Annotated in this window: 24 protein-coding genes; 6 read left to right on the top strand and 18 right to left on the bottom strand. The window is 46.9% G+C overall.

Translation table 11 applies throughout. The annotated features are described in order from the left end of the window. Positions 1–82 precede the first annotated feature (82 nt). The 8 genes from FME95_RS00635 to tcdA all read right to left on the bottom strand — a co-directional run bounded on the left by FME95_RS00635 (position 83) and on the right by tcdA (position 12,696). Positions 83–3,424 (bottom strand): HD domain-containing phosphohydrolase, encoded by a 3,342-nt coding sequence (locus FME95_RS00635; RefSeq protein WP_147712109.1) that lies wholly within the window; start codon positions 3,422–3,424, stop codon positions 83–85. A gap of 264 nt (positions 3,425–3,688) precedes the next feature. Next, complete coding sequence (gene pyrC / locus FME95_RS00630) at positions 3,689–4,726, bottom strand: dihydroorotase (RefSeq protein WP_147712106.1); 1,038 nt, start codon at positions 4,724–4,726, stop codon at positions 3,689–3,691. Positions 4,727–4,917: 191 nt separating this feature from the next. Then, positions 4,918–6,942, bottom strand: a complete 2,025-nt coding sequence (gene uvrB, locus FME95_RS00625) for an excinuclease ABC subunit UvrB (RefSeq protein ID WP_147712103.1) — start codon at positions 6,940–6,942, stop codon at positions 4,918–4,920. 143 nt (positions 6,943–7,085) lie between these two features. Beyond that, complete coding sequence (locus tag FME95_RS00620; RefSeq protein WP_147712100.1) at positions 7,086–8,276, bottom strand: amino acid aminotransferase; 1,191 nt, start codon at positions 8,274–8,276, stop codon at positions 7,086–7,088. Between the two features lie 93 nt (positions 8,277–8,369). Continuing rightward, on the bottom strand, positions 8,370–9,188 hold the full coding sequence (locus tag FME95_RS00615; protein WP_187265397.1) for an RNA pseudouridine synthase: 819 nt from the start codon (positions 9,186–9,188) through the stop codon (positions 8,370–8,372). A 100-nt stretch (positions 9,189–9,288) separates the two neighbouring features. Then, positions 9,289–11,199: a TIGR03545 family protein gene (locus FME95_RS00610; RefSeq protein WP_147712094.1), complete on the bottom strand. Its 1,911-nt coding sequence runs from the start codon at positions 11,197–11,199 to the stop codon at positions 9,289–9,291. 39 nt (positions 11,200–11,238) lie between these two features. After that, entirely contained in the window at positions 11,239–11,745 is a 507-nt protein-coding gene (locus FME95_RS00605; RefSeq protein ID WP_147712091.1) for a TIGR03546 family protein, read from the bottom strand. Positions 11,746–11,910: 165 nt separating this feature from the next. Beyond that, positions 11,911–12,696 carry a tRNA cyclic N6-threonylcarbamoyladenosine(37) synthase TcdA gene (tcdA, locus tag FME95_RS00600; protein WP_147712088.1) on the bottom strand — a complete coding sequence of 262 codons (786 nt, stop codon included), beginning with the start codon at positions 12,694–12,696 and terminating at the stop codon, positions 11,911–11,913. 226 nt (positions 12,697–12,922) lie between these two features. On the opposite strand from tcdA, the gene FME95_RS00595 reads away from it, so the two are divergent. The 4 genes from FME95_RS00595 to FME95_RS00580 all read left to right on the top strand — a co-directional run bounded on the left by FME95_RS00595 (position 12,923) and on the right by FME95_RS00580 (position 15,542). After that, positions 12,923–14,053, top strand: coding sequence for a MalY/PatB family protein (locus tag FME95_RS00595; protein ID WP_147712085.1), 1,131 nt, complete (start codon positions 12,923–12,925; stop codon positions 14,051–14,053). 98 nt (positions 14,054–14,151) lie between these two features. After that, positions 14,152–14,397 (top strand): DUF3820 family protein, encoded by a 246-nt coding sequence (locus tag FME95_RS00590; RefSeq protein ID WP_147712082.1) that lies wholly within the window; start codon positions 14,152–14,154, stop codon positions 14,395–14,397. Positions 14,398–14,435: 38 nt separating this feature from the next. After that, positions 14,436–15,158, top strand: coding sequence for a M48 family metallopeptidase (locus FME95_RS00585; protein ID WP_187265396.1), 723 nt, complete (start codon positions 14,436–14,438; stop codon positions 15,156–15,158). 9 nt (positions 15,159–15,167) lie between these two features. Beyond that, the gene (locus FME95_RS00580) at positions 15,168–15,542 is read left to right on the top strand and encodes a hypothetical protein (protein ID WP_147712076.1); all 375 of its coding nucleotides are present in this window, start codon (positions 15,168–15,170) and stop codon (positions 15,540–15,542) included. Here FME95_RS00580 and FME95_RS00575 read toward each other — a convergent pair whose 3' ends face one another. From FME95_RS00575 to FME95_RS00550, 6 genes are all read right to left on the bottom strand, one after another. After that, complete coding sequence (locus FME95_RS00575; RefSeq protein WP_147712074.1) at positions 15,543–16,886, bottom strand: ATP-binding protein; 1,344 nt, start codon at positions 16,884–16,886, stop codon at positions 15,543–15,545. Further along, positions 16,883–17,569 (bottom strand): response regulator transcription factor, encoded by a 687-nt coding sequence (locus FME95_RS00570; protein ID WP_147712072.1) that lies wholly within the window; start codon positions 17,567–17,569, stop codon positions 16,883–16,885. The genes FME95_RS00575 and FME95_RS00570 overlap by 4 nt, the downstream gene beginning before the upstream one ends. A gap of 55 nt (positions 17,570–17,624) precedes the next feature. Further along, positions 17,625–17,891, bottom strand: coding sequence for a PepSY domain-containing protein (locus FME95_RS00565; protein WP_147712069.1), 267 nt, complete (start codon positions 17,889–17,891; stop codon positions 17,625–17,627). 19 nt (positions 17,892–17,910) lie between these two features. Further along, positions 17,911–18,564: a glycine zipper 2TM domain-containing protein gene (locus FME95_RS00560; RefSeq protein ID WP_147712066.1), complete on the bottom strand. Its 654-nt coding sequence runs from the start codon at positions 18,562–18,564 to the stop codon at positions 17,911–17,913. Positions 18,565–18,701: 137 nt separating this feature from the next. Further along, positions 18,702–18,944, bottom strand: a complete 243-nt coding sequence (locus FME95_RS00555; RefSeq protein WP_147712063.1) for a YtxH domain-containing protein — start codon at positions 18,942–18,944, stop codon at positions 18,702–18,704. Between the two features lie 58 nt (positions 18,945–19,002). Then, entirely contained in the window at positions 19,003–19,179 is a 177-nt protein-coding gene (locus FME95_RS00550) for a DUF1328 domain-containing protein (protein WP_147712059.1), read from the bottom strand. A gap of 405 nt (positions 19,180–19,584) precedes the next feature. On the opposite strand from FME95_RS00550, the gene FME95_RS00545 reads away from it, so the two are divergent. Continuing rightward, a complete protein-coding gene (locus tag FME95_RS00545) occupies positions 19,585–20,211 on the top strand; it encodes a DsbA family protein (protein WP_147712057.1) in 627 nt (208 codons plus the stop codon). An 88-nt stretch (positions 20,212–20,299) separates the two neighbouring features. Here the strand turns inward: FME95_RS00545 and FME95_RS00540 are convergent, their stop codons facing one another. The 3 genes from FME95_RS00540 to prfB form a co-directional block, all read right to left on the bottom strand. After that, positions 20,300–20,860 (bottom strand): hypothetical protein, encoded by a 561-nt coding sequence (locus tag FME95_RS00540; RefSeq protein WP_147712055.1) that lies wholly within the window; start codon positions 20,858–20,860, stop codon positions 20,300–20,302. Positions 20,861–21,685: 825 nt separating this feature from the next. Beyond that, positions 21,686–23,194, bottom strand: a complete 1,509-nt coding sequence (lysS, locus tag FME95_RS00535) for a lysine--tRNA ligase (RefSeq protein ID WP_147712052.1) — start codon at positions 23,192–23,194, stop codon at positions 21,686–21,688. Between the two features lie 84 nt (positions 23,195–23,278). Then, a protein-coding gene (gene prfB, locus FME95_RS00530) for a peptide chain release factor 2 (protein ID WP_147712049.1) occupies positions 23,279–24,374 on the bottom strand; the annotation gives its coding sequence in 2 pieces (ribosomal slippage) (positions 23,279–24,301 and positions 24,303–24,374; 1,095 coding nt in all). Between the two features lie 255 nt (positions 24,375–24,629). Here prfB and FME95_RS00525 point away from each other — a divergent pair. Then, on the top strand, positions 24,630–24,899 hold the full coding sequence (locus FME95_RS00525; protein WP_147712046.1) for a hypothetical protein: 270 nt from the start codon (positions 24,630–24,632) through the stop codon (positions 24,897–24,899). A gap of 30 nt (positions 24,900–24,929) precedes the next feature. Here the strand turns inward: FME95_RS00525 and recJ are convergent, their stop codons facing one another. Continuing rightward, positions 24,930–26,723, bottom strand: coding sequence for a single-stranded-DNA-specific exonuclease RecJ (gene recJ, locus FME95_RS00520; RefSeq protein ID WP_246109295.1), 1,794 nt, complete (start codon positions 26,721–26,723; stop codon positions 24,930–24,932).

Below are 26,723 nucleotides of genomic sequence, written 5' to 3'. Positions count from 1 at the left end.
GGCACTCTATTTAACGTCCTATTCAACGTCCTATTCAACGTCCTATTCAACGTCCTATTCAACGTCCTATTCAGCGCCCTGCTCAGGCGCTGTGTTTATGGTTGGGCTGTTCGGCTTCGTCGAGCTGGTGCGGGTGCAAAAAGCGTTCGGCGTATTGGCGATAGACGCCGCTTTCTACCAGCAGTTGTACTAGGTCTATATCCAGATGCTGGCGTTCTGCCATGCGGTATAAAATATCGAGTGATTCGCTCAGCGTTTTGGCTTTTTTGTACGGCCGGTCGTCAGCGGTGAGTGCTTCGAATACGTCGGCAATGGCGATGATGCGTGCGGCTGTGGGTAATTCTTTGCCTTTAAGTTTGCATGGATAGCCGGTGCCGATCAGCGTTTCGTGGTGGCCGCCTGCGTATTCGGGCACGTGCGATAAGTCTTCTGGTAAGGCCAGTTCGTTGAGGATTTGTATGGTGGACATAATGTGTTCGTTAATACGGTAGCGATCTTCTTTGCTGAGTGTGCCGCTGCGTATCGATAAATTATACAGTTCGCCCAAGTTAGCTTGGTAGTCTGGCACGTCCATTTGGAAACCGTATTTTTTATCGTACTCGGGCTTTTTAGGCCACGGCACTAAATGCTTGGGTAAGTCTGCCAGTAGCGTTTCGACTGCGGGCAAGCTTGCTGGCGGTGTGTTTAGCCTGCGTTGCTCTACTGGTGAAAGGCCGAGTTGATCATCAAAGTGGCGCAGCCAAGTTTGGCCTGCAATGCTGCTGAGCCGGTTGAGGTGTTCTTCGGGCATTTGTTCTTCGCCAATATTGCATTGGGCGATAAATTCAAATTCATCCTGTAGGCGTTGTTGTTCGGCGGTTAGCTGCTGCGCCAGTTCGGTTGGGTTTTTACCGGCAGCGATGCCTTGCCAATAGTTTAGCTCGGCGTCGCGCCATAAAACTTCAAAGCGAGTGCGCACCTCGTGAATGCGGTTGTAGACGGTTTCTAATTTACTGCCTTTGTCGACTATGTGTTCTGGTGTGGTGACTTTGCCGCAGTCGTGCAGCCAAGCGGCCATTTCAAATTCGCGCCATTGGTCTGGGTTTTCTAATTTAAAATCTTTAAAGGCGGCGTCGTTTGAATTTGCCGCTTGCTCGGCGAGCATCATTGCCAAGGCTGGCACGCGCTCGCAATGGCCGCCGGTGTAAGGCGATTTTTGGTCAATAGCCTGCGCTAAGGCGCGAGTGAAGGAGTCCAACAGTTCTTGTTGCGAGGCTTGGTGTTGTTCGATAGCGCTCGACATAGCGACGATAGACTCTGAAAGCTCGGCAATTTCTTTAATATTTGAATGGATTTTGCGTACCGATTTAAAATCGCGGCGCTTTATTTTTTCGTTCTCTTGGGCCAGCTGATTAACTGGTTTAACAATAAACTGGGTTAGGTAAATAACAATAAGCGACAGCAACGCCATAAAGGCTGCCGAAACAATCACTGTGGTTCGCAAGCGTTTTACGTACGGGCCAAGCACTGTTTTTAGCGGTACAACAATGGCTAGGTTTTGCTGCTGACCAAATTGTGAGTCGATCGGCTGGGCGTAAGCTAGGTAAGCTTCTCGGTCGATCTCGAACGAGTAATTGTAGCGTTCTTTGCTTTGCTCTGGCTGAGCGTTGTTATTGGTAAACAGGCTGTCGCTGCTGGTATTGATGTTATTGCCGTTACTGTTATTGACGTTACTGTTATTAACGTTAGCGTTATTAACATTGCTGCTCGTCGTGAAAGGTTGAATGCCTTCGATGATCGACTCGCCAATTGCCTCGTCAGTGCTTTGCCAATTTTGCGGCAGTAAACTTGGGTGCGGTACAACGCTGGCGTTGATCGAATGCAACAGCTGGTTGGAATTATCATCGCCGAGCCAGCGCTGTTCTATGGCTTGGTATTCTTGCGGCGTTATCGCACTGATGGCGCGATTTAAAATGCTTTGCAATTGCTGTTGCTGGTGCCCAAGCAGCAGAGTTTGCTCGCGCTGAATAGCATTTAACCCTTGCGGTGCGGCAAGCACTTGCAGCTGTTGTAAAAAGTTGGCGCGCTGTAAAAAGCTCAGGCTTTGTTTGCTGTCGATCGCGGCATCGGCCAAGCCTTGATCGACTGCTTTGAGCGCGGCTAAATTGTCGCTCACCAATAGAACTTTTATTTCTGGGAAGCTGTTCTGTACTTGGCTAGTCCACGCTCGCCCTTCTGTCATGGCGACTATTTTGCCGTTTAATTCGGCCATGCTTTTTAACGCTGCGCTGTCTTTTTTAACCACAACGCCAAGCTCGGTTTTGCTGTAGGGCTGAGAATACAAACCCCAGCTGGCGCTGTTGTCGGCTTTAAAAACAGACTGTACCAAGTCTATTTTTCCTTGCTCGAACAGTTCCATAATTTCGAGCCAGCTGTAGCCGTTAATGTATTCAATATTAAGCCCTATTTTCGCCGCGATTAGGTTTACTATATCGACCGAATAACCATAAGGCTGGCCGCCGTCGGCGTAATCGAATGGCGGCCAGTTGGCCTGATTAGAAACACGCAATGCAGGCAGCGCGGCAATAAAGGCTTGCTCCTGTTCGCTAAGCGTGAGCGGTTCGGTTTGCCATTCGAGTTGTTTTTTATCCAGCTCATAAGAGTGCGCCGAAATACGCCCTTGCTGGTCGAAGATCATCACTTCACTTTCCGGCAGGGTTCGTTGTTGTTTTAAAAATTCGGATAAGATCGATAACGACACATCAACGGCAATAACGCTGTCGGTACCGGCAATCTGTTTTGAATAGGTGACACCAGGCTCTCCTAGCAGGCTGAACATATAGGGTTTGGTTTTGGTGACTTGGTTGGCGAGTATGGCATCGCGATACCACGGGCGGTCGTAACTTAAATAGTTACTGGCCTGCTGTTCGCTGCTGCGTAAATTCAGTTGCGCATCGTAATAAAAAGACTCGCGAACTTGCTCGCCCGCCTGATTAAAAATATGGATAAGCACCCAGCGGTCTTGCGCGTTGGCATTAAAGTGCTGGTGTAAATGGCTGTCGCTTTCTAGGTTGATTAGGCCATAAAAATCGCCGTTGGCGTGGCCTAAGTAAATGCTATAAACATAAGGGTGTAACTCCATCGAACGAGCCAGCACCGGCAACAGATCGTACTCGACTTGGCGCGAAACCGAGTTATGAATAACGGGGTATTCTGAAAGGATATTCACCAGCACGGAGCTTTGCTCATCCATGTTGTGGATACGTTCGCTCACCTGTTCGGCTATTTGGCTAAACACTCGCTGCGCAGCTTCTTTTGCTAACGAAACGCCAAAGCTGTATTGCAACGCCAGCGCCAAACCCGTGCCAGTAAAGGCAATAATTAAAAAGCAGCTTAGCACCATTGCTTTCATGCTGAAGTGTCGCTGTGGTTTTTGAGTGTCCATAAAAACACCTCACCGCATTGGTTGCGGCTATTCATTATTATTTTTATTGAGTGTTTGATGACGGCTTTTACAGCTTAAAAATTAACCGACGCAGCAGACTACCGAAGAAAGCGACAATAACAATTGTCGATGATTTTGCTCGCTACCTTTTAAGACTAGCACGGCAAAAATAATTGAACGGATTTTTTTTAACGAATTTATTTTAAATTATGCAGAGCATTGAGCGGCGACAACTTAGCCGCCGCTCAATAAAAGATGTGACGATTAGGCTTTGACTTTCCAGTTGACCGTTTGGCCAGCATAAAACGGTACAATTGGGTTACCGTTTGGCAAGGTGATTTCTTCTGGTAATTGCCACGACTCCTTTACCAAGGTGATGGTTTCGTTATTACGCGGCAAGCCGTAAAAGTCTGGCCCGTAGTGTGAGGCAAAGCCTTCGAGCTTATCCAAAATACCCAGCTGTTCAAAAATTTGCGCGTACAGTTCAATAGCACTCCAAGCGCTGTAACAGCCAGCGCAACCGCAGGCGCTTTCTTTGGCTCCCTTTTCGTGTGGCGCTGAGTCGGTGCCTAAAAATATTTTTTTAGTGCCGGTTGCAACGGCTTCCTGCAAGGCTTTTTGGTGGGTGTTACGTTTTAAGATCGGCAAGCAATAGTTGTGCGGACGAATGCCACCAGCAAGCAGGTCGTTACGGTTGTACATTAGATGCTGCGGTGTCAGTGTGGCGGCAATGTTATCTGCTGCATTCATCACAAATTCGGCGGCGTTGGCGGTTGTGATGTGTTCTAGCACAATCTTAAGTGTTGGGTTATTGGCAACAATGGTTTTTAAGTGGGTGTCGATAAACACCTGTTCACGGTCGAAAATATCGATTTCTTTATCGGTCACTTCACCATGAATTAACAGCAGCATGCCCTGCTCTGCCATGGTTTCTAAAACCGGCTGCAAGTTTGCAATGGAAGTAACAGCCAAGGCTGAGTTAGTGGTTGCGCCAGCTGGGTAAAGTTTGGCGGCAACAACACCGGCTTGCTTGGCAGCAATGATCATCTCTGGTGTGGTGTTATCGGTTAGGTATAAAACCATCAACGGCATAAAGCTATTACCCAGCGGCCGAGCGGCAAGAATGCGCTCTTTATAACTTAGGGCTAGATCGGCACTGGTAACAGGCGGCACCAAATTTGGCATAACAATGGCACGAGAAAAACAGCGCGCCGTGGCAGCGACGGTTTCTTGTAAAATATCGCCATCGCGAAAGTGTAAGTGCCAGTCATCCGGTTTTGTTAGGGTGATCTCTTGTGTCATGCGCCGTCCCGTTGTTAACAATTTATCGTTTAAAGTTGCTGGTTTTAATTTCTCTTTAACTTTTTCAAAAAACACTTATCTCTAAAAATACTTCTCTCTAAAAGTATTTACTTTCTAAAAAACTTTTACTTTCTAAAAAGTATTTTTTTTGCGCCTGTGTTTATGTTTATTACTTGCTGTAGCTAATCTAGCTAACGGCTTTTGAGTAGGTCTTTCAGTTCAACTAATTGGTCTCGCATTGCGGCGGCCTCTTCAAATTTTAAGTCGCGCGCGGCCTTGTGCATGCTGTCTTCAATTTTAACAATTTCTTTGCCGAGTTCTGCCACAGTCATTTGCATGTAGCTCTTGGCTTCTTCGCCATTAATATGCTCAACCTTTTTCTTGTTCTTGGCCATTTTACCTTTACGGCCCGGCGCTTGTGGTGCGCCATCGATAATATCGGTAATCGATTTATTCAACGCTTGCGGCGTAATGCCTTGTTCTTCGTTGTGCGCAATCTGCTTGGCACGGCGGCGTTCGGTTTCGCCAATGGCGCGCTCCATAGAGCCGGTCATTCTGTCGGCGTATAAAATGGCTTTACCGTTTAGGTTACGAGCAGCACGACCGATGGTTTGGATCAATGAGCGATCGCTGCGCAAAAAGCCTTCTTTGTCGGCATCAAGTATCGCCACCAGCGACACCTCTGGCATATCCAAACCTTCTCGCAGCAAGTTAATGCCCACCAAGACATCGAACTCGCCTAGACGTAAATCGCGAATAATTTCGACTCGTTCTACGGTGTCGATATCAGAATGCAAATAGCGCACACGAATGCCGTTGTCGTGTAGGTAATCGGTTAAATCTTCGGCCATGCGTTTGGTTAAAGTGGTGATCAACACTCGCTCGTTAACAGCAATACGCAGGCGAATTTCTTCCAGTACATCGTCGACTTGGCTTTGCGCTGGCCGCACTTCGATAATGGGGTCGAGTAAGCCGGTTGGCCGCACCACCTGTTCGGCGGTTTGTTGCGAGTGTTCTTTTTCATATTTGCCCGGTGTTGCCGAAACATAAATCGCTTGCGGCGCGGCTTGCTCCCATTCTTCAAAACGCAGCGGGCGGTTATCTAACGCCGAAGGTAAACGGAAACCGTATTCGACTAAGGTTTCTTTACGCGAACGGTCACCTTTGTACATGGCGCCAATCTGTGGAATGGAAACATGCGACTCATCGATCAGCATGAGTGCATCGTCGGGCAAATATTCGTAAAGCGTTGGCGGTGGGTCGCCCGGGTTCGCGCCAGATAAATAACGTGAATAGTTTTCGATGCCAGTGCAAAAACCCAGCTCGCGCATCATTTCTAAATCGTACTTGGTGCGCTGTTCTAAACGTTGCGCTTCAACTAAACGGTTGTCTGTTTCAAAAACCTTGAGCCGTTCTTTGAGTTCTTTTTCGATATTTTCGGCAGCGTCTAAAATGGTTTGGCGTGGTGTCACGTAATGCGTTTTTGGATAAATAGTATAGCGATGTAACTTTTGCAGCACTTCGCCTGTGAGTGGATCAAACAGGCTGATGTTTTCGATTTCTTCATCGAACAGTTCAACACGAATGGCTTCTAATTCGGATTCTGCTGGGAAGATATCGATAATATCGCCGCGAACTCGGTAATTACCACGACCAAATTCAACATCGTTACGGGCATATTGCAGCTCGGCTAAACGGCGCAATAATTCTCGTTGATCGACGCTATCACCGCGGCGCAAATGCAGCACCATTTTTAAATAGCTGTCTGGTGAGCCAAGACCATAAATCGCAGAAACGGTGGCGACAATAATGGTGTCTTTACGCTCTAACAACGCTTTGGTAGCCGAAAGCCGCATCTGTTCGATGTGTTCGTTTACCGATGAATCTTTATCGATAAAGGTATCCGAAGAAGGCACGTAAGCTTCGGGCTGATAATAGTCGTAGTAAGAAACAAAATATTCGACCGCATTGGAGGGAAAGAATTCACGGAATTCTGAATAGAGCTGAGCCGCCAGTGTTTTGTTATGCACCATAACAATGGTAGGACGCTGCACCGCTTCGATCACTTTCGCCATGGTGTAGGTTTTACCAGAACCCGTCACACCTAATAGTGTTTGCGCTGCAAGGCCCTGATTAATACCACTGACTAACGTCGCAATGGCTTTGGGCTGATCGCCCGCTGGCTGATACTTAGACTCGACCTTAAAAGGCTTCATAACCGCTCCAATAAAAAGGGCTTGGTTTTTAACCAAAGCCCTTCTTGTCAACTCTCTTGCTTTTAATTTCTACTGGCTTTTACTTTTAGCAAGGCCGTTTCATCGATGAAAAATCTATAAAACAATGCACTTACCGCAATTTCTTACAGTACCGCTGCAATCGCCTTACAAACATAAGCCATGTTTTTAGATGACAAGCCCGCTACGTTAATACGGCCACTGTCGACCATGTAGATGGCGTAATCTTGCTTCAGTGTTGCCACCTGCTCTTTACTTAAACCGGTAAAGGAGAACATGCCGTTTTGCTGTTCAATAAAGCTGAAATCTTGCTTAACGCCCTGCTCTGCCAATGCCTTAACAAAGAGTTCGCGCAAGTTACGAATATGCACGCGCATGGCTTTTAGCTCTTCTAGCCATTCTGCTCGTAATTCATCGTCCGCCAAAATAACCGCTGCTACTTTAGCACCGTGTGCTGGCGGGTTTGAGTAGTTGGCGCGAATGACTGTTTTGACTTGGCTGAAAGCATCGGCTGCAACTTCGGCTGTTTTGGCAACTAAAGTAAAGGCACCGACACGCTCGTTATACAAACCAAAGTTTTTTGAGAACGAACTGGCGATGAGTATTTCTGGGATTTTATCCGCCAAAATACGCAGGCCTTCGGCATCTTCTACCACGCCTTTGGCAAAGCCTTGGTAGGCAAAATCGAACAGTACAACAAAGCCGTTTTCGGCAGCAACCTGTGCAATGGCTTGCCACTGCTCCGCCGTTGGGTCGATACCGGTTGGGTTATGGCAGCAACCATGCAGCAACACTGCATCGCCTTTAGGTACCTGTTTTAAATCTTGCAGCATGCCTTCAAAATCTAAGCCTTGCGTGGCTTTGTCGTAATAACGGTAGCTCTTTACCTCAAGCTTGGCCGCCGTAAAAACGCTGCCGTGGTTGGCCCACGTTGGGTTGCTAACCCAAATATTGTTAACGCCAAGCTTGCTTGCCATAAATTCACCAGCGACTCGCAATGCACCTGTACCGCCGGGTGTTTGTGCGGTTTGCGCAAGCTGGCTGGTAATAATGTTATGCCCTTCACCAAACAACAGACGCTGTACCTGATAGCCATAGTCGGCAAAGCCGCTGATTGCTAGGTAACTTTTGGTGGCTTCATCATGCAGTAAACGCTGCTCGGCTTTTTTAACTGTATTTAAAATAGGGGTAATGCCGTCTTCGTTTTTAAATACACCGACACCTAGATTGACCTTTTCGGCACGCGGTTCGGCGTTAAATGCTTCAGTTAAACCCAAGATTGGGTCTGCAGGCGCTTTTGACACTTGTTCAAACATGATTAAACCCTATTAGCCTCTGTTGTGAATTTTTCAGTTTTGGTTGTACTTTTTTGCTGCTTTGTTTCTTTACTGCTCGAGCACGGCTGTGCACTAAATCAACGAATAGTTTTTCGCTTCACCCGTTACCGGACAAAGGAACGACATTTCAACCAAGCGTAAGCGTAAACCTTCGTGACTTTCTAAGTCGTGAGCATAGCGCTCATCGCCAATAATTGGAAAACCCTTAGCATTGAGATGACGCACTAATTGATCTTTCACACCAGTTTTAGGCCAAAGGTCGACAACACTGCGATTAGGCCGCTCGTCGTAACGCACTTTTGCCAGCTGAGTGGTGGCGGCTTGCTGGTCGAGTTCTAAGTCAATTTCGGTGAGTTGGCCAATATCGCCAGCAACATCGGCGCGATAATGCAGTTGCGCGTCGGTAAACTTTTCGCTGGCAAAGGTTTCAGAAAACGCCAAGGCGGTTTTACGGCTGTGGGCTAACACCAATAGGCCTGCAGCTTGGTAGTCTAATGCGGTCAGCCAAAAGCATTCGCGTGGCGGTGAAAACTCTAGTTCGACGGCGCGGGCAAAGCTATTAAAGTCGCCCCAGTCGCTGCCTTCTAATGGCATATCGGCAGGTTTATTCCAGACTGAGTACTGGCCTAGATCTTCGATCAGTTCGGCACGCTGCGGCTTTAGTGCCAGCAGCTCGTCGTTGTAAAAAATTTCGATCTGCTCGCCAACCAAAACATCGGTCATGGCGCGACGAATGCGTTCACGCTGACCACGTTGATCGACTCGCCAAACGCCGCCCTTATTCATCAAGTCTTTTAAACGCGATTTAGATAGGTTGACGTTAGCCACCAAAAAATCGATAGCGATTTGCGGGTCGCCGGCTTCAACTTCTAAAACTGCATCAATTTCCATGCGTTTAAACTTTCCTCTGTGTTCTTTTATCGCGCCGCTTGCGCGCGCGTTGGGGTAAATTTTCGCTTTCGGCTCTGTTTTAAACATAAGCCTGCTTTCACTAAAAGCCGTTAAAAAGATCTTTGGCCTTGTCTTTGGCTTCGTCCTTTAACTTATCTTCTAGGGCTTTTTGCTCTGCCTTGGCTTTATCTTCTAAGGCTTTTTTCTCAGCTTTAATTTTATCTTCTATTGCTTTGCGCTTGGCCGCGACCTCATCTTCTAGCCGGTCTAATGGCTCAGTAACCTGCTGCTGGAATTGTTCGATGCGCTGCTCGATGTTTTTCTCGACATCGTTTAGTTGATCCAGTTGCGAGCGGGCAGGCTCGGTCAGCTGAGCCACCTGCTGGTCAAACTGATTGCGTACGTCACTCAACCAAGCTTGATACTCTTCTTCGGCGACCTGCTGTAATACCGAGCTTAGTTGGTTATCCAGTGTTGAGCTGATGGCAAACTTTGGTCGCGTGGCTTCACCCGATAACGCAATGTCGATACTGAATTGGTCAATCCGCGACAAGGCATCTTGCAAAAAGCGCGCGGTAACGCCGTCACCGATCACCGAGAATTGATTGCTGGCAAAGTTTATTGCGACCTTGCCATCTAATTCGCCATCGATAATCACTAGAGTGCCATTAACATCGGCTTTGTTCGGTTGCCAATTAAGCTCGCTGCCAGCAATGCTGAGCCGACGACTGGCGACTTCGATAGCATTGCCTTGCAAATTAAAGGTATCGATAGAGCGGTCATCGTTTCGCTCTAATAAACCAGTCACTAGAAAGCGAGCATTGCCCTGCTCGCCGCGGCGTAATTCTAGCGTTACCGGTGCAACCGCACCTTTGAGTGTAGAACGAACATTGTCGAGGCTAAAATGCCACGGCCAACCGTCGGAATAGAACGACAGCAATGCATGGTCGAGCTGGAATTTAGCGCTTGGGTCAGGATGCTCAAACTGTACAAAGCGGCCCTCGCTGCGCGTGCGCTGATCATCGTCTTCTTGTTTATCGGAACGAAGCTTTGCTAACCAAGGCTTAGCCTTGTTGTACCAATTAACAGCGGTTTCTATTTTTTGCCACAGCCCGTCACCTAATAAACGCTCGGAGACTTTAATTGCACTCTGTTTATTCAGTGGGTAGTTCTGTTGAATGTTTGCCCAATCTTGGCTTGGTGCAGAGACTAATGCTTTAAACGCCGCCTGGTTCGCCTCGGTTAGGTTTTTTACATCCTTAGTGGCTTGGTTTGCCTTGGCCGTGTCGCTCTTAATGCTGTCTGCTAAGTCCGATAGCGCATCTTGATATTTTTCTAGGTCGTCCAGTGAGTCGACCTTGCTGATATCTAACGCCGCCAACTGCGCGTTGTAACGTTCAATGGTGCTCGAAGAAGGGAGCACTGCCTGAATAGCGTCGAGCTGATCGGCTGACTGTGACAGCGTTTGCTCTGTCAACGTTAACGCCGCTTGCGTGCTGGCAGTTGCTGAGTCGACCACCGAATCTGCCGACGGCAATCGGTCTGCTAACTGCTCGGTAATAGAACTGCCTTGCTCTGAGCTTTCGCTATCGCTTGGCGCAGAGGAATCTGAGTCATCAGTTTGTGTTGCATCGTCCGCGCTTTGCTCTTTTAACTTAGCCACCTGGCTGCGTTCGGTATTGGTATCGACGTTACTGACGATCAATTCTTCGATGCGCACATTGCCTAAAAACAATTCAGCTAGGCTGATCTGCAAACTGATTTCAGTAAGTGCCGCGGCGTTATGGCTTGGCTTATCGGCATCGGCAATCTGCACACCACGAATATTGAAACCAATTGGGTTCAACGACAGCGAAACGCCACTGACGTTCACTTCGGCACCATTGGCCTGCATACCCGCAACCTCAATGCCTTTTTTTACCCAGCCAGATAAAAAGAAATAACCGATAACGACCAGCAGCGTGAGCGTTACCACAAAACCAATCAAACCACTCCAACGAAATATCTTCATAGCCTACTTTTAACCGCCTATTCGTTTAATCGCCAATCGTTAACCGTCAAGCCGCTGATACAGCTCATAGAGTTTACTGCCTTTAAGTAACTGCACCACCTTAAGCTTTTCGACCCAAGGCATCACCGCACCGCGGTAACGAATAATCGACAGGCGCAAGATGACCGCCAGCGGCAGAAAAGCAATCACCGAAACCACAAAGCTGCCGAGTGTAATGGTGTGATTAAAACGCAGTACCCGCCAAAAATCGTTTTGGTAAAGCGTGGTCCAAAAATCGGTGAGTTGAACTTGAGTGAGCAGGCTGTAGCCGATCTGATCAAACCAAGGGTCGAGCAAATAAGCCAAGGCCGAAAAAAGCAGCCAAAAGACAAAGAAGCTGGCCAGATGCACGCGAAAAATAAAGGCTAACAGCAACACCAGTAAATTATGCGGCGACCATAGCGGTGTGAAGCCAATAACCAAACCAAAGGCGGCAGCGAAGGCCATTTGCCAAGGGTTGGCGTCGGAATTCAATGCTTTAAAGAGTTTTAAAAATTGATCAATCATTCAGCTGTCCTTTATTGCGGGCATCGTAAGCTGCTTTTGTATGGTTTATGCCGCAAGCCTGTGTGCCCCTAACCTTTGATATCTCTAACTTAATGCTTCTATAAATACTTCTAATTAAATGCGTCTAATTAAGTACTTCTAACTCAATACCTTTAACCAGATTTTCTAACAGTGAGCCTTTAATACTTTGTTCACTAGATGCGCGGTTGCGATCAAACCAAAACTGGCGGTGACCATCATCGAGGCACCAAAGCCACCGGCGCAATCGAGTCTCGATGCTTGGTTTTGCGCTGGCTTAGCATGCGCGACGCTGCCATCCGGCTGAGGGTAAAGCAACTGCTCAGAAGAATACACACAATCGATGGAGAATTTACCCTTATCTGCCGCAGGAAAACCATACTCGCGTCGCAGACTGTTACGTAACTTGGCCGCCAATGGATCGTGAACCGTGCGGCTTAAGTCATCGACTGTAATTTTGCTTGGGTCGATTTGACCGCCGGCACCGCCAGTTGTAATCAGTCGGCGTTTATTGCGCTTACAGTAATTCACCAAGGCGGCCTTTGGTTTGAGGCTGTCGATGGCGTCGATAATACCAATGGCTTGACTAGGGATGAGTTCGTCTAGGTTGTTTGGCGTTATAAACGAAGTGACTGCGTTGACTTGGCAGTCTGGGTTGATCTGGCTTATACGCTCAGCCATGGCTTCGACTTTAAACTGCCCAACAGTGCTGGTTAGTGCGTGAATCTGGCGATTAGTGTTGCTGATGCAAATGTCGTCTAGATCGATCAGGGTGATCTCACCGACAGCGGTTCGGGCCAACGCTTCGGCAGCCCAGCTGCCAACGCCGCCGATACCAACAACAACAAAATGCGACTGCGCTAAAAACTCGGTTTGCTTAACGCCATAAAGACGCTGAGTGCCAGCAAAACGCTCGGCTACGGCACTGCTCATACTCAAAGCCATTCATACCTCAAACTAAAAACAACAGCACGACCACTGCAATCAAAAAAATCGGTGCAACAGTATAACAGCCATCGCAACAGATGAGGCCTATTTGTTGATGCTGTCTTTTGTTATTTTACCGAGACTGTCATTTATTATTTTATCAGCAGTTTACTTAGTTATTCTGTAAATTCGTTATTCTGTTACTCAACTATAGATTCAAAAGGAAGCGCTCATGTTCAATACGGTCAACCGAGATAACACCCACGCCATCAAATGGGAACTATACCGCGACAAGAACCTGCTACCGATGTGGGTTGCCGACATGGACATCGCCTCACCCAGCGCCATTACCGATGCATTAGTTAAACGAGTCTCTCACCCTATTTACGGCTACACCCATCCTTGGCCTTCACTTAACCAGTCGGTAGTGAACTGGTGCAAAAGCCAGTACGACTGGTCAATTGAAGCGGACTGGATTGTCTGGATGCCGGGCGTGGTGCCAAGTTTTAATCTGGCTTGCTTACTCTATGGCAAAGGCGGTCGTGTCATTGTACAAACGCCAAACTACCCGCCGTTGCTTGCTGCAGCCGAGCGCCAAGGCTGCACGGCGGTCAACATTCCTTCACTGTTTGATCAAAACCGTTGGCAGCTGGATTGGGCGACGCTAGAGCAAGAACTCGCTCACCCAGATTGCCACCTATTAATACTGTGCAACCCGATGAACCCATTGGGCGCTTTGCTTTCTGCTGACGATTTAGAAAAAATCGCTCAGCTGTGCCAAGCACACGAGGTGATCTATTGCTCTGATGAAATTCATTGCGACCTCATTTTAGATGGCAGCCAACACGTTCCTGCTGGTTCCATCGAGGCGTTGGCTGAACGCAGCATTACGCTGATGGCCGCCAGTAAAACCTTTAACATTGCAGGTTTGGGCTGCTCATTTGCCATTATCCCAGATAAAAAGCTGCGCAGCGCTTGGCAACAACGCATGACCGACCTCATCCCGCACCCTAACTTTTTAGGCTACATCGGTGCCGAAATCGCCTTTAGTGAATGCCAACAATGGCACCAAGATTTATTAGTGCATCTAAAACAAAATCAGCAACGTATTGAGCAGGCATTGCAACCGCTCGACGGTTTAATTTACCGACCTCAGTCTGCAACCTTTTTAGCTTGGATTGAAAGTACCGCAGATGATCAACCGATTGCTCAACACTTTATTAAGGCAGGCATTATGCCCAGCGAAGGCAAGTTTTTTGGCAACTCGAATCATGCACGGCTGAACTTTGGCACCGGAGCAGAAACCTTAGATAAAGCTCTTGGCTTGCTCACGGACTACTGGCCTGAGCGTCATGGCAACTAATCTAATTAGGTATTGAACGTTCTGAGAACTCCGGTGTAATAGATTTTTGCATCGGTTTTCTGACAAAATAGACTCACTGTAAGCGACTGGCCTTTTTTATGGATTTAAACTCAGATGTGCTCCTTGAACTGGCACACACCACCATGCCTTTTGGTAAATACGCCGGTCGTGCACTGATTAAACTGCCTGAGCCCTATTTATTGTGGTTTGCCAACAAGGGCTTTCCTAATGGCCGACTCGGCCAATTATTGGAGCTGGCGCTGCTGATCCGAACCGAAGGTCTTGAACATTTGCTAGAGCCAATCAGCAAACCGACCGCGCCCAGCAGCCAACAGATCCAGTGAAGCATACCTCATTATTTATGACGCCTAGCCTGCCATCTATGACTTCCTCTGCCAAAAAAAACTCACACTTCGATAAATTATCTTGGCGTGAGCAGTCAGTAAAGCTGACGTTCAGTCGACGTAAAACCATGGCACTGCATGTTAAGCCCGAGCTGATTGAAGTTCGCGCACCTTACCGCACACCGATAAAGTTGGCGCAAACCTTTGTTAATGAACACGACCATTGGATCCGCCAAAAGCTTTTTGATATTGAACAACGTCAACTGCAAAAGCCAGATCTACTCAACGCGCGACACATTCCATTTATGGGTTTTAACGTCGCACTGCACGTTGAAGTTGCCGATAAAAACCAATGGCAATTGGTCGAACAGGGCCTTCACTGCCAGCTGGTCAATAAGAACCAGTACCTACTGACAACTCTTGCCGATTTTTATAAACAGCAAGCGCAATTCTGGTTAGATAAAAAAACTCGTGAACTGGTTATTAAATTTAACCTACAACACCGTTATACTGGCTTGAAATTGCGCAAGACCAAAACAAAGTGGGGGCATTGCTCATCTGAAGGCGTTATTCAATACAATTGGCTGATTATGATGGCACCAGAGCCAGTTATTGACTATCTTGTCGCTCATGAGGTCGCGCATCTGGTGCACATGAATCATTCCGCTCAGTTTTGGCAACTGGTAGAAGAATTTAATCCAACATACAAAGCACAACGAAATTGGCTGAATGAAAATGGCCATCGACTAACCATTGAATAGGTAGAGATTGTGGAAGAAAGACGTGAACGCCGTAAAAGGCGACCAGACCCCTTAACTCGCATGCTGCAAGTATCGGCACTGGCTGGCTGGTCAATTATTTTTATTGTACAGATTTTAGTTTGGGTTGCTGCGCCTGAGTTTGATAACGCATTGGTTCGCTACAACGACATCTACATTCGTCGTACTTGGCAAGCTCAATGGGTACAGTGGCTACCGTACTTACTCGGTATTTGCGCGCTGATCAGCCTATTTGCATTGGGCGTACGGCCGTTGCGATCGCGCCGCCGAACCGACCCAAAACGATCTCACCTAGTCATTTTACTGGCTTTAACGCTAGTCGGTTATGCGGTTTATTGGTTCCAAATTTTAGGCAACACGGCCTAATTAATCATTAAGTCGCGGCATACGAACCGCAAAGCGAGCCCCGCCAAAGGGGCTTGCGCCAACCGACAATTCAATGCGGTAACTGGCTAAAATATCCTTCACCATCGACAAACCAATCCCCTGACCAGGCGTTAAAGTATCTAACCGCTGACCGCGAGCAAATATCTTCCGATGCAGTTCTGCATCGATACCTGGACCATCATCATCGACGCAGACTTCGACACTGGTATCGTCGAGCTGAAAACTCACCACGACTAAACTACGACCATATTTCAGTGCGTTATCGATAAGATTGCCAAATATCTCGAAGACATCGTTAGAATCCATCGCCACGGTAATTGCCTGCTCTGGCCCTTCAACCTCTAATGCTTTGTCGTCGTCTTGATAAGCCTTGGTTAAGGCTTTAGCGATACGCAGGATCACTTCATCCAGCTGACAATGCTGACCGATGGTCGAGCCGGTGCGTGAATCCGTGACGGCGCGATGCAGTTGATAACGCACAATCTGATCCATACGATCGATTTGTTCATTGATCAACGGTTCGGCCGGCGATTCATTGCGTAAAATGGCCAACGGTGTTTTTAGGCTGTGCGCTAAATCGCCCATCGCTTGGCGATAACGCTCTCGCTGAGTGCGCTCGGCAACCAGCAATTGATTTAGGCTATTGGTAAGAGGCGTTAATTCTTGCGGGTAATCGCCGGTTAGGCTTTCTGCTTTACCAATGCGAATACGATGTAAGCGACTGGCCAGCAAGCGTAATGGCTTTAAGCCCCACAGTGTGACAAACAGCATCGACACCATCAAACAAACCGACAACGCAATAAAGCTGCCCCATAACTGCCGCCGAAAGGTTTGCAACGATGAGCGAAAGGGCTCTGCTGACTCTAACACCCAAAACTCAAAGTACTGCTCTTGTCCGTTGCTATCTTCCCAAACAAAACCATTACGTTGATAAACATAGTCGGCGTGGACACCAAATTGCTCATCGCCAGCCGATAAGGCCGGCTGCCTTTTTAGCCACTCTTCTTCGGTGAACCACTCGCTGGATAGACTGCGCCAAATCGGTTGTCGATCGGCATCTAACACCATACCGATTAACCCAGACTCTGGTGAATTAAAACGCTGCTCGCGTAATGCCCGTGGTAGATCAAGTTGATTGTCGTCGAAGCTGGCAACAGAGATTAGATTGAAGATGCGGATAAACAGCTGTTCGCCTTGACCGGCAAGCTGGCTTTTCTCATAGGCTCTATCCAACGCATAGCCAGTAACGCCTAAAAACAACACCAATTGAAGCGCAACGGCCAAGAGCAGCCGTGCGGTTAACGAGTGCAAAGAGAATGTCATTCGTTCGCAGCTGCCGATACGTTAAAGCGGTAACCCTGACCACGCTGAGTGATGATCGGGTTTCGGGTATTTTCTGGGTCGAGTTTTTTACGTAACCGACGTACGAATACTTCGATAACATTGCTGTCGCGATCGTAATCCTGTTCGTAGAGATGTTCGGTCAACTCGGTTTTAGAGACCACCTTGTCGCGGTGGGTCATTAAATATTCCAACGTATTGTATTCGTAACTGGTTAATTCAACGCTGACACCAGCAACGGATACTGTTTTGGTCGAGGTGTTTAAACTGTAATCGCCCAACTCTAATGTGGCACTGCTCATGCCAACACTGCGGCGCATTAATGCTTTAACCCGAGCGTGTAGTTCATCGAATACAAAAGGCTTGGCTAGGTAATCGTCGGCACCACTTTCTAAACCATCGACCTTATCTTTCCAGTGTCCGCGTGCTGTGAGCAAAATAATAGGAAAGCTTTTTCCTGCTTGTCGTAAACTGCGCACGACTTCTAAACCATCGATCTCAGGTAGACCAATATCGATAATGGCAGCGTCGTAATCGGTTTCCATCGCAAAGAACAAACCCTCCTTGCCGTTATCGCTGACATCGACAGCAAAACCTTCCTTTTTAAAGGCTGCGAGCAAATGATCTCGTAACCCCTGCTCGTCTTCGACTATTAGCAATCTCATGCGCTGTATCCAATTCTGTGCTGTTATAAAAAGCCATAAAAACGACCGAATTGCCTTACTTCAGTGGCTGGCCTGTTTTTGGGTCCACATCGACATTGCGAATGCGGCCATCGGGCGTTACCACTCGTAACCGATAATAACCGTCTTTACGTTCAACCTTAGCCACTCGGCCCTGATAAATGCATTCTATTGCCTTAACCACTGATTTCTCAGAAGTCAGCGGCAAAGCCTCTTTTGTACAGGGGTGCACGGCGGCATTCGCCATTGGTATTGCGCTAAGCCATAGCGCACTGATTAGTAACATTGATGCCATTCGTGACATTCATTCCCCCTCACTGCATTTAACGCCGATTAGGCTGCACCTCCACACGAATGCGAACGGTACGACCTGGATGTTCATGCGTCGTCATCGAAAATTCGCGACCATTGTAGCGGTAGCGAACCTTATAGCCAATCAACTCGCGATATTCTCGATAAGGTTTTTCATAACCTTGGCTATGATGTGTTGGACGCTGATAACAATCCTGTCCGACTCGATAATGCACCGAACTGCTTTGTTGCTGACCCACGGCACCGCCTAATACGCTACCCGCAATAGCACCAACCGCTGTAGCTTCGCGAGAATCACCAATACTAGAACCGATATGAGCACCAATAGCGCCGCCAATAATCGCCCCGACGGCACCTGAATCTCTATGTGTATTATGCACTTCAACATGCTTAATTTTGCAGCGCTGATCATTACCGTAATGCGGCTGGTGAGACGAGTGCGATGGATAAGTACGGTGGTATTCATACATTGGAGTCACATCGACTACCCGAGCAGTGGTATAAAAATACTCTCCAGAGTGACCACCGGCATTGGCTAAAGACGCGCAAAGCAGTGCGACTGCAGTAATAACGGGCGTTGTTAGTACATTCAAGTTAAGCGACCGAGTCATTCGATGTGCCGTAGCTGATGTAAATGGCTTAAATCGAGCAAGTATTGTTTTCATCTGTAGCTCCACAGGGTTATCTGAACAATGAACACAGATTAATCCAGCGAGACTGAATACGGCCTGAATTGAATACCGCTTTTAGAACATAAAAAAAGCCGCCCAACCGGCGGCTTTAGCAAATATATATCGCTGACTTAACAGTTCTGCTGTTCAGTGTTCAGATCTTCCTTCACCGACTCGCACAGATCTTCAACTTCATTACCGGCATCGCCTAACGCATCTTTAGCGCCATCGACGCCATCGGAAACTGCATCGCCAACATCTTCTGAGACATCATTAACATCCTGTTTCAGTTCTTCCTGTCGACTTGCATCCGAACAGGCAACCATCATTAACGACAATAAAACGGCAGATAATGTCATAACTATATTTTTCATCTTCTCACTCTCTCTTATAAATTTTATTTAAAATTGAAATCCACGAAAAAAACAAACATCAGAGATCAGATTTAGGTCTGCTTAAGAGACGTTGAATAACGACAATTAAAAATAAAACTAAAAAGATGAAAAATATAATCTTAGCGATGCTGGCAGCAGCACCTGCAATACCAGAAAAACCAAGCACACCTGCAACAATTGCAACCAGCAAAAAGGTGAGCACCCAAGTAAGCATTTTATTCCTCCTAAAAACTTAATTATTTTTTAACAAGTTATGATCTTGATAACGAGATCGCTAAAAACCATAACAAACAGACTTTCTTTTACAACCGAAAGCCACGTCAACTTGCTGTAAACTAAACATTATTCACATTTCAATAAATTAAATTACCGATTCGACTTGAATAAACAGAATCAGCCTCAAGGTCTATTAGGCTGCCGACTATTTTTTTAACTATTTAATAAATTCATGACATTTAAATTTAGTTAGCCTGTTTATAGATCTAAAAAAATAAAATTTATAAACAGTAAAATCTATAAACAACCAGACTAAAAATATAAAAAACAGAAACATCTCGCTTATAGCCAGAACCAGAATAAGTAAGCGAAAAAAGTTTAAATATTAATTAAGAGAAAATTTATGAGTGCAAAATTAATTTACTGCTACGACCCAATGTGTAGCTGGTGCTGGGGGTTCAAACCCACTTGGAATGCACTTAAAACCGAGCTGCAACCGCTGCTCGACAATGGCAAGTTAGAAATCGTTTATCTGCTTGGCGGCCTTGCTGCAGATTCCGATGAACCGATGACGGCGCAAATGCAAACCAACCTCCAAGGTATTTGGCGTCACATTAATCAGCAACTAGGTACAGAATTTAATTTCGATTTTTGGCGAGATTGCAAACCGCGGCGTTCCACCTATCCTGCTTGTCGAGCTTGCCTAGTGGCCAGAAAATTTAATCTAGAAAGTGACATGCTTAGCCAAATTCAGCAGGCTTACTACCTAAATGCACAGAACCCTTCAGACCTAGAAACGCTCCAACAGTGCGCAGAAGCGATCGGATTAGATAAACAAGAATTTATTAAAGCGATGCAAGAATTAAAACAAGCGAACAGTTTAGAAAAAGAGATCGACCAAGCCCGGCAGCTGCAACTGAATTCTTTTCCTTCCCTCGCTTTACTCAACAATAACCAGTTGACGCATATACCGATTGATTATCAACATACTCAATCAATGAAAGAGACAATTGATCAACTGATTGGCTAAATTTTTAAGAGCTGAGTTAATTGTTCAGCCAAATAAAAACGGATTGAAACCTAAACTCAGGTCGCAATCCGTTCATTTGGCTTATTAGTTATATCGCGCCGTGCAACTCTCGCTTTGACTCTGTTGCCGTGGCTAAAACCTCATTAAATGGAATAAACGGGTTTTTCGGCTTATAGGTTACAGCTTCGCTGTACAGCGTCTCCACCTTCTCTGCGGATGACTGACCTTTGAAGTCACTCTTTTCCAATCTCATTTCTTCTGAAACCTGACTCCAGACCATCGCATCCCAACGCAATAATTCGCACCTAATGCCCTCTATCTCACTTTGGCAATCGCAAGCTAGGTTAGGCGCTAACAGAATAACTGGCGCACCGTCAGCAATATTGCTGCCATAACGCTGCATCAACTTTTCGGCATCGGCTATATCATCTAACCCGCCGACCATCATCGAAAGCTTATTGTCGTCGGATAAAAGAATCGCATCGCGCAACACCGAAACCGGCGGTTTACGACGACCAGAGTCATCAGCAACATCGCCTTCTTTAATAATAAGCTCACCGCGATAAGCATAGCTTTGCGCCTTACTGGCGGGCTCTAAAAAGTTAGGAGTAAAAAACAGCTCTTGCTCTTGATAAGTTTTTAACGGCATAAAAAGTTCCTGGTAAGTGAATTCCCAGTAACCCAATTGCAATTTTTAATCCGAGTATGCAATGCCGTTAACAGGCTTGAAACGCCCATTGATTCACCAGTTTGCACTGTATAGCGAAAACTAAATATTGTTTGAAAGGTAACATTGTCGGGGATTGAGCAAGAGCATCTTTGTTTAGTTTTAGCACCTAACCTTAATAAGCCCAAAATAAACTCAGATGCTTCATTTATAGTGGATAGAGCTCTAATAGCATATCAACGATATTTCTTCAGAAGGCGCCTGATATTGTCTGTCCAATTGCATTCTAAGTAGTAATTTTTCGACTAAACACTGATCCAAAAAAAGCGTTTATTATTTGACTCTTTGTTCGTTTCCCGACAACTCCGCACGATGTCTGGGCTAGAGAAAACTGTCCACAGAATCTGTGGATATCTCTGTGAACAAGCAGGCGATTATGTCATCAAACAGCCAAATTAAGCGGCTGCAACAATTTGTTCATTTTTTAACCAGCAAATAAAATATCCTTATTTTTCAGTAACTTAGAATGCCAGCAATAATTAATTTAGCTAACGCTAAAGTTATTTGATCAACAACGGCTATCGCGATTAGGGCATTCTTTACTTGGGGATAGATGCTTAGCCTGTTTGCCAAATCAGAGCAATTCCATTCCTGATTCGATTTGTATTTTTTTGTAATCACTGCGGTTTTCTGAATAAAAAAAAGCACCTGATCGGTGCTTTTTTAATCAATTCAATGCCCTTGTTTTAAACCATGCACTGATATTGAAAGTTTAGCCATCGATGATGGCCAAACTTAGTCGTTGCTTTAGGCTTTGGGCTTCATATGCGGGAACAGGATAACGTCTTTAATCGAAGGTGAATCGGTTAAAAACATCACCAATCGGTCAATACCGATACCTTCACCAGCAGTTGGTGGCATGCCGTATTCCAGTGCATTGATGTAGTCGGCGTCGTAAAACATGGCTTCATCATCACCGGCATCTTTCTCTGCGACCTGTGCTTGGAAACGCTCAGCCTGATCGATCGGGTCGTTCAACTCCGAGAAACCGTTAGCCACTTCACGGCCACCTAAGAAGAATTCAAAGCGGTCGGTCACTTCTGGGTTATTATCGTTACGACGCGCTAACGGTGAGATTTCCGCTGGGTACTCGGTGATAAAGGTCGGATCGAACAGTTTTTCTTCAACCGTTTCTTCAAAGATTTCGGTCTGTACTTTACCTAAACCCCAACTCGCCTTCACCTGCACACCTAAGCCAGTAGCAACTTTGGTTGCAGACTCTAGGTTGTTGATGTCTTCAGACTTAAGTTCTGGGTTGAACTTAAGAATGGAGTCAAACATCGAAATACGTTCAAAGGGTTGTGCCAAGTCGTAATCGCGGCCTTGGTAATGCAGTGCTGTGCTACCCAAAACATCGGTGGCGACTGTGCGCAACATGTCTTCGGTTAAATCCATCAGATCGTTATAATCGGCGTACGCCTGATACCATTCAAGCATGGTGAACTCAGGGTTATGACGCGTCGATACACCTTCATTACGGAAGTTACGGTTAATTTCGAACACTCGCTCAAAACCGCCGACAACCAAACGCTTCAAATAAAGCTCAGGAGCGATGCGCAAGTACAGGTCACGATCCATCGCATTGTGATGAGTAATGAACGGACGCGCCGTTGCGCCACCTGGAATAACTTGCAACATCGGAGTTTCAACTTCCATGAAGTCGCGCTCAGCCAAATAATTACGAATGCCGTTAACCACTTTTGAACGCACTTCAAACACGGTACGCGTTTGTTCAGAAACCATAAGATCAACATAACGCTGACGGTACTTGGCTTCTTGATCGGCTAGGCCGTGGAATTTATCGGGTAACGGTCGTAGTGATTTAGTCAGAATGGTGAGATCTTCAATACGCTCAACATTAACATACAGCTCACCTTTACCGGATTTTGCCAAGGTACCACGCGCGCCGACGATATCGCCGATATCGAGTAACTTCCAATCATCACTTTCTTTTTGCAGTGGTTTACCCATGTAAAACTGAATGCTGCCAGACACATCTCGTACGCCAACAAATGGCCCGCCGCGACGCATAACTCGGCCTGCAATCGCCACTTGAATGTTTCGTTCTGCCAACACTTCTTTTTCTAACTCGCCGTATTCGGCTTGCAATTGACCGGCTTGATCATCGCGCTGAAAGTCATTAGGAAAGGCGATACCACGTGTCTCTTGCAGTTGAGCCAGCTTTTGCTTGCGCTCCGCTATGATGTGGTTTTCTTCCGTTTGGCTGATTTGATTGTCTGTTGTGTTATCGCTCATCGTCTCTTCCAAATACCGCTCGTTCGAGTCACGGTTGCATTAAAAGTGTTAGGTTTCATTCAGTGCTCGTTGAGCACCGGCTCATTACAGGCCTTTTTTCAAAGAAGCCTCAATAAATGGATCTAAGTTGCCATCAAGTACCGATTGGGTATTTCGGTTTTCAACACCGGTACGTAAATCTTTGATTCTGGAGTCGTCCAATACATAAGAACGAATCTGGCTGCCCCAGCCAATGTCAGACTTGCTGTCTTCAACCACTTGCGCCGCCTCTTGTCGTAACATCATTTCACGCTCGTAAAGCTTGGCTTTTAGCTGCTTCATGGCTTGGTCTTTGTTTTTATGCTGGGAACGGTCATTCTGACACTGAGTCACAATGCCAGTCGGTTCGTGAGTAATACGCACCGCAGATTCGGTTCGGTTAACGTGCTGACCACCGGCACCAGAGGCACGGTAAACGTCGATTCGTAAATCGGCTGGGTTGATTTCGATATCGACATTATCGTCGATTTCTGGCGAGACAAACACCGACGAAAACGAGGTATGGCGGCGATTACCCGAATCAAATGGCGATTTACGCACTAAACGATGCACGCCCGTTTCGGTACGTAACCAACCAAAGGCGTATTCACCTTCAAAGCGAATAGTGGCCGACTTGATGCCTGCAACTTCACCGGCCGAGGCTTCCATTAATTCGGTTTTAAAGCCCTTCTCTTCACCCCAACGCAAGTACATGCGCAGCAGCATTTCGGCCCAATCTTGCGCTTCGGTACCGCCGGAGCCGGCTTGGATATCTAAATAGGCGTTGTTTGGGTCCATCTCGCCGCTGAACATGCGACGAAATTCAAGTACTTCAAGCTGTGCTTGTAAGCCATCCAACTCCGCTTGCACATCGGCAACGGAATCGGCGTCGTTTTCTTCAACCGCCATATCGAGTAAATCGGTTGCATCGGCTAAGCCGTTATCGAGATTTTCAATGGTTTGTACCACACGTTCTAACGATGAACGTTGCTGGCCAAGGCTTTGCGCTCGCTCTGGATCGTTCCAGATCTCTGGCTGCGCTAGCTCACGTTCAACTTCGTCTAACTGCTCTTTTTTATGAGCGAAGTCAAAGGTACCCCCTAAGCACGTCGGTACGGGCGCTTAAGTCTTTTATCTGTTCTCGAATCGGATTAACTTCCACTTTTACTCCTAACGTTTCAATCGCTTAGCCCTATGGCTCAGGACCCTCAAAAGGCACCGGATTCTACAGTAATTGCCGCCAATTCGGTAGCCAATGCAGTGCAATTGCAGTAATAAAAAATAACCATTTTTAGCAAAAAAAAATTGCAGCACGGAGCAATGGTAAATATGATGCAGGTCAAATATTGGCCAAGCCAATCGACGTATTTTTGTTCTCGACTTTCCTAATGACATCACGACATTTAAGGGGGCTACAATGAAAACAACGATAGAAACCATCAGCCAAAAGCTTCACCCTGCACTTCTGCAAGACCTTATCCACCTCAGCGAACAAAGCCAGCTAAGCATCGAAGAAACCCTGTCTATGGTATTTGAAAAGAGCCATTACAGCTTATGGAGCTTGCAACGCATGAGCCTAGAGCGTTTAGACTCTGTGTTGAAATCGCCAGACCTACAGGCTGAGCTACGACGCCTTATTTGGAAACAAAGCCAAGTACATCAGTATACAACTGAACTCAGCGCTTAAGCCTAATGAGCCCGCTATCTGTATCGCGGGCTAGTCAATTTCTATGTTTGAAAACACCAATTGCAGTGTTGTTGCACCACGAAAACGGTTGCAGCTGAGCTGATAGACTCCCCGCACCTGATTAACCGTCTGAGCTAAATGTTCTTGCGGCACATTAAAGGCTATCGCCGCCAGAGAATTCTGACCATTCACTAAGGTTAACTTTAGGTGTTTACCAGCCAACACCCGACTGTCACTAACAGCAAACTCACCATAAAAACTCGGCGCAGGAAAAGACTGGCCCCAAGGCCCTGCTTGCTCCAGTGTTAATGCATTGGCTAAGTTTAATTCTTGCGCGCCAAGTTCACCGTCGACCCAAAGCTGCTGAGTTAATGCTTCAGCTTCTGCCAATTGCTGTACTGCCTGCTCAAAACCTTGAGTAAAAGCAGCCAAATCGGCTTCTCGTATCGTCAAACCGGCAGCCATGGCGTGGCCACCAAATTTTAAGATCAGTTCGGGCTGTTGCTTACTCAACCAATCCAAGCAATCACGTAAATGAATACCTTTGATCGAACGCGCTGAGCCTTTTAGTTCGCCATTGTCATCTCGAGCAAAAGCAACCACAGGTCGATAAATACGATCTTTAATACGTGAGGCTAAAATACCAATGACACCTTCATGCCAGCTGTCACCGAAAACAACCTGGCTGTAGGCGGCCGTATTCTCTGTTAAGTCACCCATAATTCGCTCAACCTCATGCAGCATAGAGGCTTCTATTTGTCGCCGTTCGCTGTTTAGATTTTGCAAATCTGTCGCCAATTGGTGCGCATGAGCGGGCTGTTCGGTCAGTAGTAACTGTACACCCACCGACATATCACCCAATCGACCAGCAGCATTTAAGCGCGGCCCCAAGCTAAAGCCAAAATCTTCAGAGCTGGCAAACTGCCAGTCACGGCCTGAGACTTCAAATAAGGCTTTCATTCCCGGTCGCATTCGACCTTGGCGGATACGCTGCAAGCCATTACTGACCAACATTCGATTATTTTTATCCAGCGGTACAACATCGGCGATGGTTGCTAGCGCTACTAAATCGAGCCACTGCGCCAAGTTAGGCAGCGCTTGCTCACCCTGCTCTCTTAGCGCTGCGCGCAACGCAATCAGCACATAAAACATAACCGTACAACCACAGGCGGCTTTACTGGCAAAGGCGCAACCTGGTTGATTCGGGTTAACAATGGCATCGGCATTAGGCAGCGTATCCGCCGGTAAATGATGGTCGGTCACTAGCACCTTGACGCCATGCTGTTTGGCAAGAGCGATGCCGTCAAAGCTGGAGATACCATTATCGACCGTTAAGATTAAATCCGGTTGCTGCTGTAACACCAATTCGACAATGGCTGGCGACAAGCCATAACCGTATTCAAAACGGTTGGGCAATTGATACTGAACATTCAAGCCCATTGCCGACAGACCAAGCATGGCTAATGCCGTTGAGGTTGCGCCATCGGCATCGTAGTCGCCAACAATCATCACTCGCTGCTGTTGCTGTCGAGCTGCCAGTAGTAATTCGACCGCTTGATCAATCCCTTTTAGGCTCTGCCAGTCCAGCAAGGCTTGCATGCTGGTTTCTAATTCATCGGCATGGCGAATACCGCGCGCCAAGTAAAGTCGATTAAGCAGTGGATCGGGATGCACTGAACGTGCGTGATGATCAGTTGGTGAGTTAGCCTCACCAACTGATTGGTCTGCTGCCTGTTGCCGCCGAGTTTGTACTTTAACTCCAGCAACAGAAATTCCGACAACAGGCTGCGACGTTTGAGATTGAGCTGGTTTAGACTGAGTCAA

Origin of the sequence: Reinekea thalattae (assembly GCF_008041945.1) — a bacterium.
GTDB lineage: Bacteria > Pseudomonadota > Gammaproteobacteria > Pseudomonadales > Natronospirillaceae > Reinekea > Reinekea thalattae.
This window is presented reverse-complemented; position numbering and strand designations above follow the sequence as displayed.

What these genes read in the sequence shown, in the direction of transcription:
- FME95_RS00635 (WP_147712109.1), bottom strand. Translation starts at nt 3,424, where the DNA reads ATGGACACTCAAAAACCACAGCGACACTTCAGCATGAAAGCAATGGTG.
- pyrC (WP_147712106.1), bottom strand. Translation starts at nt 4,726, where the DNA reads ATGACACAAGAGATCACCCTAACAAAACCGGATGACTGGCACTTACAC.
- uvrB (WP_147712103.1), bottom strand. Translation starts at nt 6,942, where the DNA reads ATGAAGCCTTTTAAGGTCGAGTCTAAGTATCAGCCAGCGGGCGATCAG.
- FME95_RS00620 (WP_147712100.1), bottom strand. Translation starts at nt 8,276, where the DNA reads ATGTTTGAACAAGTGTCAAAAGCGCCTGCAGACCCAATCTTGGGTTTA.
- FME95_RS00615 (WP_187265397.1), bottom strand. Translation starts at nt 9,188, where the DNA reads ATGGAAATTGATGCAGTTTTAGAAGTTGAAGCCGGCGACCCGCAAATC.
- FME95_RS00610 (WP_147712094.1), bottom strand. Translation starts at nt 11,199, where the DNA reads ATGAAGATATTTCGTTGGAGTGGTTTGATTGGTTTTGTGGTAACGCTC.
- FME95_RS00605 (WP_147712091.1), bottom strand. Translation starts at nt 11,745, where the DNA reads ATGATTGATCAATTTTTAAAACTCTTTAAAGCATTGAATTCCGACGCC.
- tcdA (WP_147712088.1), bottom strand. Translation starts at nt 12,696, where the DNA reads ATGAGCAGTGCCGTAGCCGAGCGTTTTGCTGGCACTCAGCGTCTTTAT.
- FME95_RS00595 (WP_147712085.1), top strand. Translation starts at nt 12,923, where the DNA reads ATGTTCAATACGGTCAACCGAGATAACACCCACGCCATCAAATGGGAA.
- FME95_RS00590 (WP_147712082.1), top strand. Translation starts at nt 14,152, where the DNA reads ATGGATTTAAACTCAGATGTGCTCCTTGAACTGGCACACACCACCATG.
- FME95_RS00585 (WP_187265396.1), top strand. Translation starts at nt 14,436, where the DNA reads ATGACTTCCTCTGCCAAAAAAAACTCACACTTCGATAAATTATCTTGG.
- FME95_RS00575 (WP_147712074.1), bottom strand. Translation starts at nt 16,886, where the DNA reads ATGACATTCTCTTTGCACTCGTTAACCGCACGGCTGCTCTTGGCCGTT.
- FME95_RS00570 (WP_147712072.1), bottom strand. Translation starts at nt 17,569, where the DNA reads ATGAGATTGCTAATAGTCGAAGACGAGCAGGGGTTACGAGATCATTTG.
- FME95_RS00565 (WP_147712069.1), bottom strand. Translation starts at nt 17,891, where the DNA reads ATGTCACGAATGGCATCAATGTTACTAATCAGTGCGCTATGGCTTAGC.
- FME95_RS00560 (WP_147712066.1), bottom strand. Translation starts at nt 18,564, where the DNA reads ATGAAAACAATACTTGCTCGATTTAAGCCATTTACATCAGCTACGGCA.
- FME95_RS00555 (WP_147712063.1), bottom strand. Translation starts at nt 18,944, where the DNA reads ATGAAAAATATAGTTATGACATTATCTGCCGTTTTATTGTCGTTAATG.
- FME95_RS00550 (WP_147712059.1), bottom strand. Translation starts at nt 19,179, where the DNA reads ATGCTTACTTGGGTGCTCACCTTTTTGCTGGTTGCAATTGTTGCAGGT.
- FME95_RS00545 (WP_147712057.1), top strand. Translation starts at nt 19,585, where the DNA reads ATGAGTGCAAAATTAATTTACTGCTACGACCCAATGTGTAGCTGGTGC.
- FME95_RS00540 (WP_147712055.1), bottom strand. Translation starts at nt 20,860, where the DNA reads ATGCCGTTAAAAACTTATCAAGAGCAAGAGCTGTTTTTTACTCCTAAC.
- lysS (WP_147712052.1), bottom strand. Translation starts at nt 23,194, where the DNA reads ATGAGCGATAACACAACAGACAATCAAATCAGCCAAACGGAAGAAAAC.
- FME95_RS00525 (WP_147712046.1), top strand. Translation starts at nt 24,630, where the DNA reads ATGAAAACAACGATAGAAACCATCAGCCAAAAGCTTCACCCTGCACTT.